The following is a 14,901-nucleotide window of genomic DNA, read 5'->3' on the forward strand; positions in this document are numbered from 1 at the left end:
CAAGGGCCAGTAATAGGGGAGTTAGGCATGGCTCAGGGCACCGTCAAGTGGTTCAACGCGGAGAAGGGGTACGGCTTCATCGCGGTCGACGGTGGTGCGGACGTCTTCGTCCACTACAGCGCGATCCAGATGGACGGGTACCGCACCCTGGAAGAGGGCCAGCGGGTGGAGTTCGAGATCTCGCAGGGCCAGAAGGGCCCGCAGGCCGACATGGTTCGCGTCACCGCCTGAACGTTCTACTCGAAGGGCTCGCACCGCATGCCGGTGCGAGCCCTTCGGCGTGTGCGCCGCGCGCCCCCGCGCCCTGTTCGCCCACCGCTGACTGGCCGCCGGACCCCGGAAGGCGCTTGCACTCGATGGGGTCGAGTGCTAATCATTGCGTTAGCACTCTGAAGGTGAGAGTGACAACGAAGGACCGGGTCGGTGAGGCCGCAGGCCAAGTGGGGCAAGGAACCACGAGGCAGGCAGGCCGTCCGTCGCGGGCGCGGGCGCGGTCCGAAGGAATCACCCCCAGTCCTGGAGGGACCACTTCACATGGCCAAGATCATCGCGTTCGACGAGGAGGCGCGGCGCGGCCTCGAGCGCGGCATGAACCAGCTCGCGGACGCCGTGAAGGTGACGCTCGGCCCCAAGGGCCGCAACGTCGTCCTCGAGAAGAAGTGGGGCGCGCCCACGATCACCAACGACGGTGTCTCCATCGCCAAGGAGATCGAGCTCGAGGACCCGTACGAGAAGATCGGCGCCGAGCTGGTCAAGGAAGTCGCCAAGAAGACGGACGACGTCGCCGGTGACGGTACGACCACGGCCACCGTTCTCGCCCAGGCGCTGGTCCGCGAGGGCCTGCGCAACGTGGCCGCCGGTGCCAACCCGATGGCCCTGAAGCGCGGTATCGAGAAGGCCGTCGAGGCCGTCTCCGGTGCGCTGCTCGACCAGGCCAAGGAGGTCGAGACCAAGGAGCAGATCGCCTCCACGGCCTCCATCTCCGCCGCCGACACCCAGATCGGCGAGCTGATCGCCGAGGCCATGGACAAGGTCGGCAAGGAAGGCGTCATCACCGTCGAGGAGTCCCAGACCTTCGGTCTGGAGCTGGAGCTCACCGAGGGTATGCGCTTCGACAAGGGCTACATCTCGGCGTACTTCGCCACCGACATGGAGCGCATGGAGGCGGTGCTCGAGGACCCGTACATCCTCATCGCCAACTCCAAGGTCTCCAACGTCAAGGACCTGCTCCCGCTCCTGGAGAAGGTCATGCAGTCGGGCAAGCCGCTGCTGATCATCGCCGAGGACGTCGAGGGCGAGGCCCTGTCGACCCTGGTCGTCAACAAGATCCGCGGCACCTTCAAGTCCGTCGCCGTCAAGGCCCCGGGCTTCGGTGACCGCCGCAAGGCCATGCTCGGCGACATCGCCATCCTCACGGGCGGCGAGGTCATCTCCGAGGAGGTCGGCCTCAAGCTGGAGAACGCGACCCTGGACCTCCTGGGCCGCGCCCGCAAGGTCGTCATCACCAAGGACGAGACCACCATCGTCGACGGCGCCGGCTCCGCCGACCAGGTCGCGGGCCGCGTGAACCAGATCCGCGCCGAGATCGAGAACAGCGACTCGGACTACGACCGCGAGAAGCTCCAGGAGCGTCTGGCGAAGCTGGCCGGCGGCGTGGCCGTCATCAAGGCCGGTGCCGCCACCGAGGTGGAGCTCAAGGAGCGCAAGCACCGCATCGAGGACGCCGTCCGCAACGCGAAGGCGGCCGTCGAGGAGGGCATCGTCGCCGGTGGTGGCGTGGCCCTGCTCCAGGCCTCCCAGGTCTTCGAGAAGCTGGAGCTGGAGGGTGACGAGCTGACCGGCGCCAACGCCGTGAAGCTCGCCCTGGAGGCCCCGCTCAAGCAGATCGCCGTCAACGGTGGTCTCGAGGGTGGCGTCATCGTCGAGAAGGTGCGCAACCTGCCCGTCGGCCACGGCCTGAACGCCGCGACCGGTGAGTACGTCGACATGATCGCCGAAGGCATCATCGACCCGGCGAAGGTGACCCGTTCCGCGCTGCAGAACGCCGCCTCCATCGCCGCGCTCTTCCTCACCACCGAGGCCGTCATCGCCGACAAGCCGGAGAAGGCCGCCGCGCCGGCCGGCGGCGGCATGCCGGGCGGTGACATGGACTTCTGATCCGTTCCGGATCGGACCCGTCCCACACCGAGGGCGGCACCCCCAGTTCGCTGGGGGTGCCGCCCTCGGGCGTGTCCGGGGTCACAGGACCGGGGTGGAATCAGGGGGCCGGCTCCCCGGTTGGGGATCCTTGCACACGCACATACCGCTTGGTACCCCAAGGAGCCCCCTGGTGACCGTCACCGCCGACACTCCGGCCGCCCGTGCCGCGCAGATCCTCGCCCGTCCCGTCTCGATCAACGGTCTGACCGTCCCCAACCGGATCGCGATGGCGCCGATGACCCGCCAGTTCTCCCCGGGCGGCGTCCCCGGCGCGGATGTGGCGTCGTACTACGCGCGCCGCGCCGCCGCCGGTGTCGGCCTGATCGTCACCGAGGGCACCTACGTCGGTCACGCCTCGGCCGGCGAGAGCGACCGGGTGCCGCGCTTCCACGGCGAGGAGCAGCTGGCCGGGTGGGCGAAGGTCGCCGAGGAGGTGCACGCGGCGGGCGGGACGATCGTGCCGCAGCTGTGGCACATCGGCATGGTCCGCGAGCCGGGGCGGCCGCCGTTCCCCGACGCCCCCGCCGTCGGCCCGTCCGGACTGCGGATCGGCGCCGACGAGCCCACCGGCACGGCGATGACCCAGCGGGACATCGACGACGTGATCGCCGCGTTCGCGCAGGCCGCCGCCGACGCCGAGCGCATCGGCTTCGACGGCGTGGAGATCCACGGCGCCCACGGCTACCTCGTCGACCAGTTCCTGTGGGCGGGCACCAACCGCCGTACCGACGCCTACGGCGGCGACCCGGTGGCCCGCGCCAGGTTCGCGGCGGAGATCGTCGCGGCGGTCCGCGAGGCCGTCTCCCCGGACTTCCCGGTCATCTTCCGCTACTCGCAGTGGAAGCAGGAGGCGTACGACGCCCGGCTCGCCGAGACGCCCCAGGAGCTGGAGGCCATCCTCACCCCGCTCGCCGCGGCCGGTGTGGACGCCTTCCACGCCTCCACCCGCCGTTACTGGCTGCCGGAGTTCGAGGGGTCCGACCTCAACCTGGCCGGCTGGACCAGGAAGCTCACCGGCAAGTCCGCGATCACGGTCGGCTCGGTCGGTCTCGACGGCGGCGACTTCCTCCGCTCCTTCCAGGGCCAGGGCGCCACGGTCGGCAGCCTCGACAACCTGCTGGACCGGCTGGAGCGCGACGAGTTCGACCTGGTCGCGGTGGGCCGGGCGCTGCTCCAGGACCCGCTGTGGGCCGAGAAGGTGCTGGCGGGCCGGTTCGAGGAGCTGGCGCCGTACGACGCGGCGGCGGTGCGGACGCTGAGCTGACGCGCGTACCGGCGACGGCACGACGGCCGAGGGCCCGGGTGGGGTCCCGGCCGTCCATCACCCCGTTTTTCCTTCCGTTTCCGTACGGTCCTGGCGGTCGGCGCGGGCGCGGCGCTGCCGGCCGTGCGCGGTGGCGGCGTGGGTCCCCCGGCGGCGTGCGGCGGGCGCCCCGCAGGACTCCGCGACGGGCGAACCGGAGATGACCGGGGCCGGGGCGTGGGCGACTACAGGTTGCCCATGGGCTCGATGTCGACCCGGACCGGGGTGCCCCACACGCGCAGCACCTCGTAGTCGGTGAACTCGTGCACGAGCCGGTACGCCATCGCGGGCCGCGACCCGCGCCGCTGGGCGGTCAGGTACAGCTCTGCCTCCCGGCGGTCCCGGCGCGGCGTCCCGCACAGCTGCCACTCCTGCCCGTTCCACGCCTCCGGCAGCCACCGCTGCTGGGGCTGCGGCCGGTCACCGCGCGTCCCGTAGCGGGAGGGCGCGGTCGGGGTGGGCTGCTGGGCCGGGCCGGGGCCGTTGAACCCGGCGCGGCGGGCCGCCCGCCGCCGGGTCTCGCACAGCAGGCACAGATCGGGGGCGGCCTCGTCCACGGGCCCGTTGGGGTGCTCGGCGCAGCGGGTGCTGGGCGCGGCCGTGGTGACGCTCTCCTCCAGCAGGTCCAGAGCCCGCCGCAGGTCCGCCTTCACCTCGTGCAGCCTGGCGTCCGGGGTGTCGGCGGTCAGCGCCTCCCCGTGCTCGCCGAGCAGACGGAGGGCACGGCCCAGGGCGGTGAGCTGGGCGTGGTTCACAGGGCCTCCCGCCGGTCTTCCTCCTCCAGGGCCATGAAGTCGTCGTGGGACATCGACGGGCCGCCCGGGGTTGCCTCTCGGGCTCGTGCTTCGGCGATGCCAGCCTCGTCGCGGAGCCGCCGAAGCTGCTCCAGCTCGCTTGTCGGGATGAGCGCGGCGGCGGGCTTGCCGTATTCCGTGATCAGGATGTGCTCCTGGCCGTGCCGGACCCTGCCGACCAGTTGACCGAGCTGGTTGCGGGCTTCCACGAGCGGATACGCGTCCATGCGAGGACTGTACAGACCTGCGTGTGTGTACCGCGTGCTCATACGGGTGCCTCCCGGCGTCGGGACATCGCGGCGCGGATCTCCGCCGCGCGGGCGCGCACGGTCGGGGCGGGCAGCGGCGCACTGGAGCGGTCGGGGGCGCGTTCGCCCGGCACGCGCCGCACTGGCCGCCCGGCAGGGCCTCCGGGCTGCCCGGCGGACCACAGGACGCGCACTCCGGGCAGAGCGGGTGGCCACCAGCTCAGGCCCTTCTGAATCCGAACGCGTATGTCGCGACGAACCCCGCCGCGTAGCCGGTCAGCAGGCCGCCCGCGTAGATCGCCGCCGTCGCGGCGAGGCCCCGGTCGCCCGCGAGCAGGGGGAACAGGGCCCAGCCGGACGGACCGATCGCCGTGGCGCCGACCGTGTCGCCGAGCATCGCGAAGGCGCCGAGGAAGGCGCCGCCCGCCGCGCCGCCCACGCAGGCGGTGAGGAAGGGGCGGCCGAGGGGGAGGGAGACGCCGTAGATCAGGGGTTCGCCGACGCCCAGCAGCCCGGCGGGGAGCGCGGACCTGATCGTCGTACGGATCGACTCGTCGTGGCGGAGGCGGACGTAGACCGCGGCCGCCGCGCCCACCTGGCCCGCGCCCGCCATCGCCAGGACGGGGAGGAGGACGGTGCTGCCCCGCTCGTCGATGAGGGTGGCGTGGATGGGGATCAGGGCCTGGTGCAGGCCCAGCATGACGAGGGGGAGGAAGAGACCGCCGAGGACGAGTCCGGCGAGGGCGCCCGTGGTGGTGAGGAGCCAGTTCGCGGCGGTGCCGATCGCCGAGGAGACCGCGCCGGCCGCGTACATCAGGCCGTACAGCGTGGCCAGTCCCGCGACCAGGACCGTCACCGTCGGGGTGAGGAGGACGTCCAGCGTCGGCGGGACCCGGCTGCGGCACCACTTCTCGACGGCCGTGGCGAGCAGCGCCGCCGCGAGCGCGCCCAGGACGCCGCCCTGGCCGGGAGCCAGCGGCACGCCGAACGCCGTCACCTGCGCCACCCCCGGGAACACGACGATCGCCGCCACGGCCCCGCCCAGGACCGGAGTGCCGCCGAACTCCTTCGCCGTGTTGTGGCCGACGAACACCGCGATCAGCGACATGAACGCCGAGCCGATCGCGGCGAGGGCCGGGGTCACTCCGGGGAGCCATCCGGCGTTCAGCAGGAGTCCGTTCACACCCGCCAGTACGCCGCAGCCGATCAGGGCCGGGATCAGCGGGACGAACACGTTGGCGACCCGGCGCAGGGCCAGTTTGAGGGGCGTCGCGTTCCGCTCGCGCCGGTCCTGCCGCAGCCGGGCGCCGCGCGCCGCGAGTTCGGCGGCCGGGCCGGGTGCGAGCAGGGCCTCGAACCGCGGGGCGACCCGCGCGACCGTGCCCGGGCCCAGCACGATCTGGTAGGTGTCGTCGTCCACCACGCCGAGGACGCCGGGCAGGGCGCGCAGGGCCGTCTCGTCGACCCGGGACCGGTCGGCGAGGCCCAGGCGCAGCCGGGTCATGCAGTGGGCGACGGAGGTGACGTTCCCGGGGCCGCCGACGAGGGGGAGGATGCCGGCGGCCAGCGCGTGGGGGGCTTGGTCGGTCATGGAGCAACCATGCGGCGCGCGGTCACCTCACCGGTGGCCCGACGCGCCGTCGGCGGCGGCGCGCGGTCAGTCCCGGGCCGCGGTCAGCGCCGCGCGCAGCCGGCCCCGGTTCTCCGCGAGCAGGCGGGCCGCCGTCCTGCCGTCGACATCGGCCAGGATGCTCAGGATGGCGTCCTTGACCTCTCCGCCGGAGTCGGCGAGGGCGCGTTCGATCTCCTCGTCGGCCGCTCCGGTGGCGAGGGCGACGATGCGGCGGGAGCGGGCGCGGAGCTTGTCGTTGGTGGCGCGGACGTCGACCATGAGGTTTCCGTAGGTCTTGCCCAGCCGGATCATCGTGATCGTCGACAGCATGTTGAGGACGAGCTTCTGCGCCGTGCCCGCCTTCAGGCGGGTGGAGCCGGTGATCAGTTCCGGTCCGACGACGATCTCGATGCCGTGCTCCGCGGCGGCGGACAGCGCGCTGTCCGGGTTGCAGGCGAGGCCGATGGTGAGGGCGCCGAGCCGCCGGGCGTGTTCCACCGCGGCGATCGCGTACGGGGTGCGGCCGGAGGCGGAGACGCCGACCACCGTGTCCTCGGGCGTCAGGGCGAGCGCGTCGAGGTCGGCGCGGGCCAGGTCCGCGGAGTCCTCCGCGCCCTCCACCGAGGTCACCATGGCCGGCGGGCCGCCCGCGATCAGGCCGACGACCTGGGCGGGGTCGGTGTTGAAGGTGGGCGGGCACTCGGAGGCGTCCAGGACGCCGAGCCGGCCGGCGGTTCCGGCACCGGCGTATACCAGCCGGCCGCCCCGGCTCATCCGGGCCGCGACGGCGTCGATCGCGGCGGCGATCCCCGGCAGCTGCCGCGCGACCGCGCCGGGCACGCCCGCGTCCTCCCCGTTCATCAGCGTGGCGATCTCCAGCGTGGACAGCCGGTCGATCTCGGCGAGTTCGGGACGGAAGGCCTCGGTGGTCAGGCTGTCGAGCTGGCTTCGCAGGTCATGGGTGTCGGAGGCATTGGAGGTGTTGAAGGCGTCGGAGGTGTCGGAGGTGTTGGAGGCGTCGGACCTGTCGGGGGTGTGGAGGGTGCGGGGGGTGTCGGAGGTGCGGGGGGTGGAGGTCATGGCGTGCGGCTCTTCCCTTACGGACAGTGCGGTGTCATCTGCGGTGCCGGTGCGCCAGCGCTTCGTACGACGCCGACAGCGCCGGTGCCGCCGTCTCGTACGTCCGCTGCGCCACCCCCACGAACAGGCAGTCCACGACCAGGAGCTGGCTGGTCCGGGACGACATCGCCGCCGGGCGCAGTTCGGTCTCCCGGGCGATGGACGTGGTCAGCACGTGGTCGGCGTACTGCGTCACGGGGGAGTCCGGCCGTCCGGTGATCGCGACGGTGGTCGCCCCGCGTTCGAAGGCGACCCGCAGGGGCTCGATGACGTCGCCGGTCGACCCGGAGTGGGTGATGGCGAGCGCGACGTCGCCCGGGCGCAGCTGGACCGCGTTGGTCACGGCGAGGTGCGGATCGCTGTGCGCGTGGGCTATCAGCCCGATGCGCAGCAGCTTCTGGGTGAGGTCCTGGGCGACGAGCCCGGACGCGCCCACGCCGTACACGTCGACGCGGCGGGCGGCGGCGAGCGCGGTGACGGCGGCGCCCAGCTGGGTGGTGTCCAGGGCGGCGGCGGTGTCGGCGAGGGTCTGCTGCTCGTCGTAGGCCAGCTTCGCCACCACGTCGGCGATCGGGTCGTCGACCGCGATGTCGGTGGTGATGGCGGGCGCGCGGCCGGACTGCTGCTGGGCGGCGAGTCCGGCCAGGGCGAGGCGCAGATCACGGTAGCCGGGGTAGCCGAGCAGGCGGGCGGTGCGGACGACGGTGGCCTCGCTGGTGCCGGTGAGTTCGGCGAGTCCGGTGACCGTGAGCGCGGCGCAGCCGGCCGGGTCGCCGGCGACGGCCTCGGCGACGCGCTGCATGGAGCGGGTCATGGAGGGGGCGAGGGCGCGCACTTTGGCGGCGAGCGCGCCGGGTGCGGGCGGTGGCCCGCCGAAAGTTTCCTTCACATCCCTGGGCACCCCTGAAAGATATTTTCGGCTCCGAGTCCCGGTCAAGAGTGCGCACAATGGGGGCATGGACCCCATCAGCCCCATGGAGCAGGCACTGCACGCGGCGCGTGCCCTCGTGCTGGCCGATCTCGTCGCGGGCGAGGTCGCCGAGGCGGACGTCGTCTCACTGGTCGAGGACTCCGTCGCGCAGCGGCGCTGGTGGGTGGAGCAGTGGCCGGACGGCGCGGACTTCGTGGCCGGGCTGGTCGCCCAGGACGTGCAGGACGCGCTGCTCGACCGCTACGGCCGCTGGCCGCTGTGCCCGGTGTGCCGCTCGGGCGACCCGCACGCGCTGGACGTCGAGCCGGAGCTGGGGCCCGACCCGCACTGGGTGTGCCACAAGGCGGGTGTGAAGGTCGCGTCGATCGGCTCGCTGGGGTCGGCCCTCGGCGGGACCTCCTCGTCGTGACCGTATACATCGACCCGCCGGCCTGGCCTGGCCACGGCCGTCTGTGGTCCCACCTGGTCAGCGATGTCTCGTACGACGAACTCCACACCTTCGCCGCCGCGCTGGGCGTGCCCCGCCGCGCCTTCGAGCGCGACCACTACGACATCCCGGCGCACCGCTACGCCGACGCGGTGCGGGCCGGCGCGGTGGAGGTCACCAGCCGCCAGGTGGTGCGCCTGCTGCACGGCGCCGGCCTGCGCCGCCGCAAGCGCCACTCCCGGGCAGGTCACACCCGCAGCTCGTAGGCGAACAGCTCGCCGTCCGCCTCCACCTGCCGGAAACCGGCCCGTGCCACGACCCGCTGGGACGGTACGTTCGCCCGCTCGACGGTGGCGAACAGCGACTGTACGTCCGTCCTGGCCAGCGCCCACCCGGAGAGCGCGCGCAGTGCCTCGGTGGCGTAGCCGCGGCCGCGCGCGGAGGTGGCCAGGTCGTAGCCGATCTCGGTGCGGCCCTCCTCGTCCGGCGCGGTGTGGAAGCCCATGCCGCCGACCGCGCGGTCGTCCTCCCGCCGCACCAGCACGAAGAGTCCGAACTCGGGCCGGTGCACCCCGGTCTCGTACGACTTCAGGGCCATCGCGGCGGCCTCCCGCGTGCCCTCGTACGGCCCGCCCGCGACCCAGTCGAACCCGCCGTCGCCGCCGGCGGCGAGGTCGGCCGCGGCGGCCGGGGTGACGCCCTCCAGGGTCAGGCGCCCGGCGGGCAGGACGAGGTTGTTGCTCCACAGCCAGTGGGTGACCGGCTCACGGCCGGGCAGGCCGCCGCGCCCGGTGGCCCACAGCAGGGTCGGCCAGGGGGCGGGCCCGGGCCGGACCTGCGGGAAGATCCGCGTGAGTGCGAACTCGGCGAGGTCGGCGGGCGGTTCGTACGCCAGTCCCAGCCCCTCGGCGATGTCATGCGTGTGCAGCAGCGTCTCGGTGACGCCCATCGCGGCGAAGCCCTCGCGGTTCGCGCTGCGGAAGGGGAACGGGTGGAAGGCGCGGGCCCGGGGCTGGGTGGTGCGCACGGCCGCGGTGAGCAGGGTGCCGGTGGTCTCCAGCACGTCGATCAGACCGGCCGGGTCCGTGCCGTCCTCGATGACGAGATCGAACGGCGCGTACGCGTCCATGTGCCGTCCCCGGCCCGCGAGTTGCCCGGCGTACGCGATCAGCGCACCCGCGAGGTGCCCGGCCGTCCGGCGGCAGTTCCACTCCAGGCCGCCCGCCCGGGTGCCGTCCCAGTCCGCTTCCGCCGCCGTCCGCAGCAGCCCCGCCGCGTCCGCCACCGCCCGTTCGACGGCCTCGGCCGCCCGCTGCCCGCACACGTCAGTCATGCTCGGCAGGCTAGGCGAGCGGCCGCGCTCAGTACGACAGCATTTCCAGCTCGGCCGTGAGGTTGTAGCGGGCGGTCGCCTCCCAGCGCTCGGCCCCGTACGGGGTGCGGAACAGCCGGGGCAGGGCGAGCAGCTCGCGCAGGATGGCGGCGCGGCCCGCGCGGAAGGCGTCGGCGGGGACGAAGCCGTACTCCTCGCGCACGGCGGCGGTGTAGGCGGCGTACCCGGACGGCGGCGAGGCGAGGATCGCCAGGTCGGCGTCGCACAGGACGTGCCCGTTGCGGTCGTCGCCGGCGGGCGCGTGCCCGGCGGTGAGCCGCACCAGCCGGGCCACCTCGGCCGTGCTCTCCTGGCTCAGCCCGGCCTCGGGCAGCGCCCGCTCGGCGAGCCGCGCCGACCGCTCCTCGTTCTCGGACCGGTCCGGCAGATACACGGCGTCGTGGAACCAGGCCGCCAGCCGCACCAGATCCGGGTCGTCCGCGTACTCCGCCAGCGTGTCGACGTGGTCGAGCACCGCCGTGAGATGGGTGAGCGTGTGATACCGGCGCTGCGGCTCCTGCCAGCGGGCCAGCAGCCGGTCGGCGTACGGCGACGGGTCGGGGCCGTCACCCGGGTGCCGGGCCCGCTGAAGCGAACGGGCGAAGCGGGCGCGCAGCTCGTCGAGATCGACCATGGACGCATTCTCCCGCTCGGCGGGCGCCCGGCGACCTAGCGTGGCCCCATGACTTCCATGACGGACGTACACGAGGAACGGGACCCCGAGCTGCCCGGGCGGCTGCTGACGGTCGAACGGGACGCGCTGGTCCCGCTGCTGCGCGGCCGGCCGGACGAGGACTTCGCGCGGCCGGCCACCGCCTGCCCCGGCTGGACGGTACGGGATGTGCTGGCGCACTGTTCGGCCGCGCTGACGCGGGTGGTGGAGAACCGGTTCGAGCCGGGCGTGTTCTCGGCCGAGTCCAACGACCGGGACATCGCCGAGCGGGCCGGCTGGACGAACGCGCGGATCGTGGACGAGCTGGAGCGCGGAATGACCGAGGCCGGGCCGGTGATCGCCGGGGCCGGCGGGGCGCTGGACATGATCGCGCTGGGCGAGTGGGTGCACGCGGGTGACGTCCGGGAGGCGCTCGGCGAGCCCGGGGCGTACGCCGGTGCCGGACTGCCGTACGCCCTCGACCTGCTGGCCCGGCTCACCCGGGAGCGCGGCCACGTCCCGCTCCACGCCGACCTGGACGACCGGGACGAGCCCCTGCTGCTCGGCGAGGTGAGCGGCGACCGGCCGCCGGCCCGGTTCATCGGAACCGCGCCGGTCCTCGTACGGCTCTGCTCGGGCCGTTCGACGGCGGGGCACGACTACGAGCTGGCGGGCGTGGAGCCGGGCGAACTCAGCATCTTCGGGTGAGGGGCGCCCCGTACGGGCGTAGTCTTTGATTGGACTAGACCTGTCGAGCCGTAACGCGGCTGACGAACGCCGACGAATGGGGTGTCATGAGCAAGCGTGCAGTCCTGGAGGTGATCGCCCTCGACGTCGAGGACGCGATCGCCGCCCAGGCCGGCGGCGCGGACCGCCTTGAAGTGATCACCGACATCGCCGCCGACGGGCTCACCCCGCCGACCGGCACCTTCACCGCGATCCGCGCCGCCGTCGACATCCCGGCGCGGGTGATGCTGCGGCTCGCCGACGGGTTCGCCGTGGGCGACCTCGACCGGCTCGTCGGCCTCGCCCACGAGCTGCGCGACGCCGGGGCCGACCAGTTCGTGCTCGGGTTCCTCGACCCGCACGGCGAGGTCGACGTGCCCGCCGTGGAGCGGATCGCCGCCGCCCTCGACGGCTGCCCGTGGACCTTCCACCGCGCCATCGACCACGCCGCCGACCGCGAGGCCCTGCGCAAGCAGCTCGACGGCCTGCCCGGCCTGGACACCTACCTCACCGCGGGCTCGGCGGCCGGCGTCGACGACGGACTCCCCACCCTCCTCGCCGAGGCGGCGCGGCGCGGGGAGCCCGGCTACGAGCAGCGGATCCTGGTCGGCGGCGGCCTCCGCCTCGACCACCTCCCCCACCTCCTCGCCGCCGGCCTCGACGCCTTCCACATCGGCGGCGCGGCCCGCCCCCAGGGCTGGGACGGCCCGGTGTCGCCGACGGCGGTCGCGGAGTGGCGAAAGGCACTGGACGCGGGCTGAGCCGTCCGCTGGGCAGCGAGGCCGAGCGGCGGGGCCGGCGGGCCCCGTTCGCCGGCTGGCCGAGTCGGGCTCGGCTAGCCGAGCTGATGCGGCAGCGGGGCCGTGTGGGTCACGATCAGGCCCGAGACCGCCCGGGTGAGGGTGACGTACAGGCGGCGCAGGCCGGTGCGTCCGTCGGGTTCGCCGTCGACGATCGCCTGGGGCTCGTCCAGGACCACGTAGTCGTACTCCAGGCCCTTCGCGAGCGACGCCGGGACCAGGGTCAGCCGGGTCTCCCGGGTGGTCTCCTCGCCGGGGGCCAGGCACGGGATCCCGGCCTCGGCCAGGGCCTTCGCGAGAGCCGGGACGCGGGCGTCCGCGGCGATCAGGCCGATCGAGCCCTCGCGCCGCAGCGACTCCTCGCAGGCTGCGACCACGTCCGGCGTGCCGTCGACCGGGCGCACCTCGAAGTAACCCGGATTCTCGCGGACCGAGGCCACGGGGGCGAGGCCCGGCGCGATGTGCGGGAGCAGCCGGGAGGCGTAGGCGATCACGTCCGTCGGCACGCGGAAACCGGCCGTCAGCTCCTCGATCACCGCGTCCGCCTTCCCCAGGTGCGCCAGCGCCTCCCGCCAGCCACGGGTCGCCCACGGCGTGGTGCCCTGCGCCAGATCGCCGAGCACGGTCGCGCTGCCGGTGGTGCAGCGGCGCCCCACCGCCCGGTACTGCATCGGTGACAGATCCTGCGCCTCGTCCAGCACCACGTGCCCCAGCGAGTGCGTGCGCTCCACGAGGTCCGCCGCCTCGTCGATCAGCACCGCGTCCGCCGCCGACCACTTGGCCGACTTCACGCTCCTGACCGGCTTCGCCCACAGGATCGTCTTCTGCTCGTCCGCGGAGAGGATCCCCTGCGCGTGCGCGGCGAGGAAGTCCGCGTCCGTCAGCAGCCGCAGCACCAGCTTCGCCGGGTCCACCACCGGCCAGATCGCCTTCACCGCCGCCTTCACCGCGCTGTCGCGGGCGACCGCGTCCTGCACCCGGTCGTCCGGCGCCTCGCCCGCGCGCTCCATCTGCACCAGCACCGCGTGCGCGATCCGCTGCGGCAGGGCCTTGCCGGCGGCGCCGTAACGGATGTCGCGGTCGAACAACTCGCGGACGATCTCCTCCAGTTCGTACGCCGGGACCCGCCACCGCCGCGAGCCGCGCACCACCACGACCGGCTCGGTGGGCATCGTCACGTGGGAGTAGACGGCCCGGCGCAGCACCTGGGCCATCCGCGCGTCGCCCTTCACGACGGCGGCCGCCGCGTCGTCCGTGCCGCGCACCTCGACGTGCGCCACCAGGTCGTCCACGGTGGACTGACGCACCGTCAGTTCCCCGAGCGCCGGGAGTACTTGCTCGATGTAGTGCAGGAAGGACCTGTTGGGCCCGATGACGAGCGTGCCCGTGCGGGCCAGCCGCTCGCGGTGGGCGTAGAGGAGATAGGCGACCCGGTGCAGGCCGACGGCGGTCTTCCCGGTGCCCGGACCGCCCTGCACGCACACCGTTCCGCCCAGCCCCGAGCGGACGATCTCGTCCTGCTCCGGCTGGATGGTGGCGACGATGTCCCGCATCGGGCCGACGCGCGGCCTCTCGATCTCCCGCTGGAGCAGCCTGCTGGCCCGCGCCGCCTCCGCCGGGTCCGACAGATGCTCGTCCTCGTACGCGGTCAGGTCGCCGCCCGTGTATCCGAAGCGGCGGCGCAGCCCGATGTCCATCGGGTCCTTCTTCGACGCCCGGTAGAACGGCTGGGACACCGGCGCGCGCCAGTCGACGACCATCGGGTCGCCGTCGGCGTCGTGCACATGCCGCCGCCCGATGTAGAAGCGTTCCCCCTCGGCGCCCTCGGCCCGGTCGGCGCCGGGCGCGCGCAGATAGTCCAGGCGGCCGAAGAACAGCGGGGTGTCGCTGAAGTCGGCGAGCGCCTTGATCCGCTCATCGATCTGACGCGCCAGGATCTGGGCGTCCACCCAGTTCGCGGTGGCGTCACGCAGGTCCAGCGACTCGACGTCCTCGCGCATCGCGCGCAGTGCCGCACGGGAGGCGGCGAGATGGGCGCGCTCTCGGGAGAGCGGGTCGGCGTGGGCCGGCGGGGCGGTGGGGGCTGACGCCGGGTCTGAGGGAGCTGTGGGGGCCGCGGGGTCGGCGGGGCCGGCGGTGGACAAGGGGGTGCCTCCGGATGGACCTGCGTGGGCGGGTGGCTGCGGGATGCCGACCGGTTTCCGTCCGGACGGCGGCGCTCCGTGGCGGAGGCGGGCAAGAGCGGAGATTTTAGAGGAGCGACGGAGACGGCGGCCAACGCTTTTCGCACGCCCCTCCGCCCCCTCGCCGCACCTGTCCCTCCGCCCCCGCCGCACCCGCTGACGCGCCCCCTCCCGCGCCCCTGGCGCGCTCTGCTTCCTCCTCGCGGTGTACGGCCCTCCCGGGCCCCCTAGGGGGCGAAGCCGACCAGAGACCGATGCGGCCCTTATGTCCGGGAATCCACCATGGAGACATGAGTGCAGCAGCCATCAACCCCGCACCGGCCCCCGTCCGGCCCCCGGCCGGCGCGACCGCCGTCGCCGGCAGCCACCGGCACCGCCTCGGTGACGCGCTCCGCGCCGTGAAGGTCTTCGCGGGCGCCGCCTTCGACGTGATCATCCTCGGGGAGTACGGCGAGGAGGCGGGAGTCCGCCGCCCGTGACGGTCTAGGGTCACCGCGTGACCCGCCGTGCGCGCAGCGCGACTCCCTGGATCCTC

Annotated in this window: 16 protein-coding genes; 8 read left to right on the forward strand and 8 right to left on the reverse strand. The window is 73.6% G+C overall.

Going from position 1 to position 14,901, the window contains the following annotated elements:
- Positions 1–27 precede the first annotated feature (27 nt).
- From VE614_RS30810 to VE614_RS30820, 3 genes are all read left to right on the forward strand, one after another.
- A complete protein-coding gene (locus tag VE614_RS30810; protein WP_004986573.1) occupies positions 28–231 on the forward strand; it encodes a cold-shock protein in 204 nt (67 codons plus the stop codon).
- A gap of 303 nt (positions 232–534) precedes the next feature.
- Positions 535–2,157 (forward strand): chaperonin GroEL, encoded by a 1,623-nt coding sequence (gene groL, locus VE614_RS30815; protein WP_324944618.1) that lies wholly within the window; start codon positions 535–537, stop codon positions 2,155–2,157.
- 172 nt (positions 2,158–2,329) lie between these two features.
- Complete coding sequence (locus tag VE614_RS30820; protein ID WP_324944621.1) at positions 2,330–3,463, forward strand: NADH:flavin oxidoreductase; 1,134 nt, start codon at positions 2,330–2,332, stop codon at positions 3,461–3,463.
- A 224-nt stretch (positions 3,464–3,687) separates the two neighbouring features.
- Here the strand turns inward: VE614_RS30820 and VE614_RS30825 are convergent, their stop codons facing one another.
- From VE614_RS30825 to VE614_RS30845, 5 genes are all read right to left on the reverse strand, one after another.
- Positions 3,688–4,257 (reverse strand): hypothetical protein, encoded by a 570-nt coding sequence (locus VE614_RS30825; protein WP_324944624.1) that lies wholly within the window; start codon positions 4,255–4,257, stop codon positions 3,688–3,690.
- Positions 4,254–4,523 (reverse strand): type II toxin-antitoxin system Phd/YefM family antitoxin, encoded by a 270-nt coding sequence (locus tag VE614_RS30830; protein WP_324944627.1) that lies wholly within the window; start codon positions 4,521–4,523, stop codon positions 4,254–4,256. Before VE614_RS30830 ends, VE614_RS30825 begins: the two co-directional genes overlap by 4 nt.
- A gap of 241 nt (positions 4,524–4,764) precedes the next feature.
- On the reverse strand, positions 4,765–6,135 hold the full coding sequence (locus VE614_RS30835) for a PTS transporter subunit EIIC (protein WP_324944630.1): 1,371 nt from the start codon (positions 6,133–6,135) through the stop codon (positions 4,765–4,767).
- Positions 6,136–6,201: 66 nt separating this feature from the next.
- Positions 6,202–7,236, reverse strand: a complete 1,035-nt coding sequence (gene murQ, locus VE614_RS30840; protein WP_324944634.1) for an N-acetylmuramic acid 6-phosphate etherase — start codon at positions 7,234–7,236, stop codon at positions 6,202–6,204.
- A 34-nt stretch (positions 7,237–7,270) separates the two neighbouring features.
- Complete coding sequence (locus VE614_RS30845; protein WP_414719673.1) at positions 7,271–8,176, reverse strand: MurR/RpiR family transcriptional regulator; 906 nt, start codon at positions 8,174–8,176, stop codon at positions 7,271–7,273.
- Between the two features lie 55 nt (positions 8,177–8,231).
- On the opposite strand from VE614_RS30845, the gene VE614_RS30850 reads away from it, so the two are divergent.
- Positions 8,232–8,615, forward strand: coding sequence for a hypothetical protein (locus tag VE614_RS30850; protein ID WP_324944639.1), 384 nt, complete (start codon positions 8,232–8,234; stop codon positions 8,613–8,615).
- A complete protein-coding gene (locus tag VE614_RS30855; RefSeq protein ID WP_324944642.1) occupies positions 8,612–8,899 on the forward strand; it encodes a DUF4031 domain-containing protein in 288 nt (95 codons plus the stop codon). Before VE614_RS30850 ends, VE614_RS30855 begins: the two co-directional genes overlap by 4 nt.
- On the opposite strand, the gene VE614_RS30860 is transcribed toward VE614_RS30855, so the two are convergent.
- Positions 8,881–9,966: a GNAT family N-acetyltransferase gene (locus tag VE614_RS30860; protein WP_324944645.1), complete on the reverse strand. Its 1,086-nt coding sequence runs from the start codon at positions 9,964–9,966 to the stop codon at positions 8,881–8,883. The two genes, VE614_RS30855 and VE614_RS30860, sit on opposite strands and share 19 nt — an antisense overlap.
- Positions 9,967–9,994: 28 nt before the next feature.
- Complete coding sequence (locus VE614_RS30865; protein ID WP_324944647.1) at positions 9,995–10,639, reverse strand: hypothetical protein; 645 nt, start codon at positions 10,637–10,639, stop codon at positions 9,995–9,997.
- A gap of 48 nt (positions 10,640–10,687) precedes the next feature.
- Here VE614_RS30865 and VE614_RS30870 point away from each other — a divergent pair, with 48 nt between their 5' ends.
- Positions 10,688–11,365 (forward strand): maleylpyruvate isomerase family mycothiol-dependent enzyme, encoded by a 678-nt coding sequence (locus VE614_RS30870; RefSeq protein ID WP_324944650.1) that lies wholly within the window; start codon positions 10,688–10,690, stop codon positions 11,363–11,365.
- An 86-nt stretch (positions 11,366–11,451) separates the two neighbouring features.
- Entirely contained in the window at positions 11,452–12,144 is a 693-nt protein-coding gene (locus tag VE614_RS30875) for a copper homeostasis protein CutC (RefSeq protein ID WP_324944653.1), read from the forward strand.
- A gap of 74 nt (positions 12,145–12,218) precedes the next feature.
- Here VE614_RS30875 and VE614_RS30880 read toward each other — a convergent pair whose 3' ends face one another.
- Complete coding sequence (locus tag VE614_RS30880) at positions 12,219–14,183, reverse strand: HelD family protein (RefSeq protein WP_324944929.1); 1,965 nt, start codon at positions 14,181–14,183, stop codon at positions 12,219–12,221.
- A gap of 473 nt (positions 14,184–14,656) precedes the next feature.
- On the opposite strand from VE614_RS30880, the gene VE614_RS30885 reads away from it, so the two are divergent.
- On the forward strand, positions 14,657–14,845 hold the full coding sequence (locus VE614_RS30885; protein ID WP_324944656.1) for a hypothetical protein: 189 nt from the start codon (positions 14,657–14,659) through the stop codon (positions 14,843–14,845).
- The last annotated feature ends 56 nt before the right edge of the window (positions 14,846–14,901 follow it).

Source organism: Streptomyces sp., assembly GCF_035645055.1.
GTDB lineage: Bacteria > Actinomycetota > Actinomycetes > Streptomycetales > Streptomycetaceae > Streptomyces.

Coding starts and splice junctions, on each gene's coding strand:
- VE614_RS30810 (WP_004986573.1), top strand. CDS start 28: ATGGCTCAGGGCACCGTCAAGTGGTTCAACGCGGAGAAGGGGTACGGC.
- groL (WP_324944618.1), top strand. CDS start 535: ATGGCCAAGATCATCGCGTTCGACGAGGAGGCGCGGCGCGGCCTCGAG.
- VE614_RS30830 (WP_324944627.1), bottom strand. CDS start 4,523: ATGGACGCGTATCCGCTCGTGGAAGCCCGCAACCAGCTCGGTCAACTG.
- VE614_RS30835 (WP_324944630.1), bottom strand. CDS start 6,135: ATGACCGACCAAGCCCCCCACGCGCTGGCCGCCGGCATCCTCCCCCTC.
- murQ (WP_324944634.1), bottom strand. CDS start 7,236: ATGACCTCCACCCCCCGCACCTCCGACACCCCCCGCACCCTCCACACC.
- VE614_RS30850 (WP_324944639.1), top strand. CDS start 8,232: ATGGACCCCATCAGCCCCATGGAGCAGGCACTGCACGCGGCGCGTGCC.
- VE614_RS30860 (WP_324944645.1), bottom strand. CDS start 9,966: ATGACTGACGTGTGCGGGCAGCGGGCGGCCGAGGCCGTCGAACGGGCG.
- VE614_RS30865 (WP_324944647.1), bottom strand. CDS start 10,639: ATGGTCGATCTCGACGAGCTGCGCGCCCGCTTCGCCCGTTCGCTTCAG.
- VE614_RS30870 (WP_324944650.1), top strand. CDS start 10,688: ATGACTTCCATGACGGACGTACACGAGGAACGGGACCCCGAGCTGCCC.
- VE614_RS30875 (WP_324944653.1), top strand. CDS start 11,452: ATGAGCAAGCGTGCAGTCCTGGAGGTGATCGCCCTCGACGTCGAGGAC.
- VE614_RS30880 (WP_324944929.1), bottom strand. CDS start 14,183: ATGCGCGAGGACGTCGAGTCGCTGGACCTGCGTGACGCCACCGCGAAC.
- VE614_RS30885 (WP_324944656.1), top strand. CDS start 14,657: ATGAGTGCAGCAGCCATCAACCCCGCACCGGCCCCCGTCCGGCCCCCG.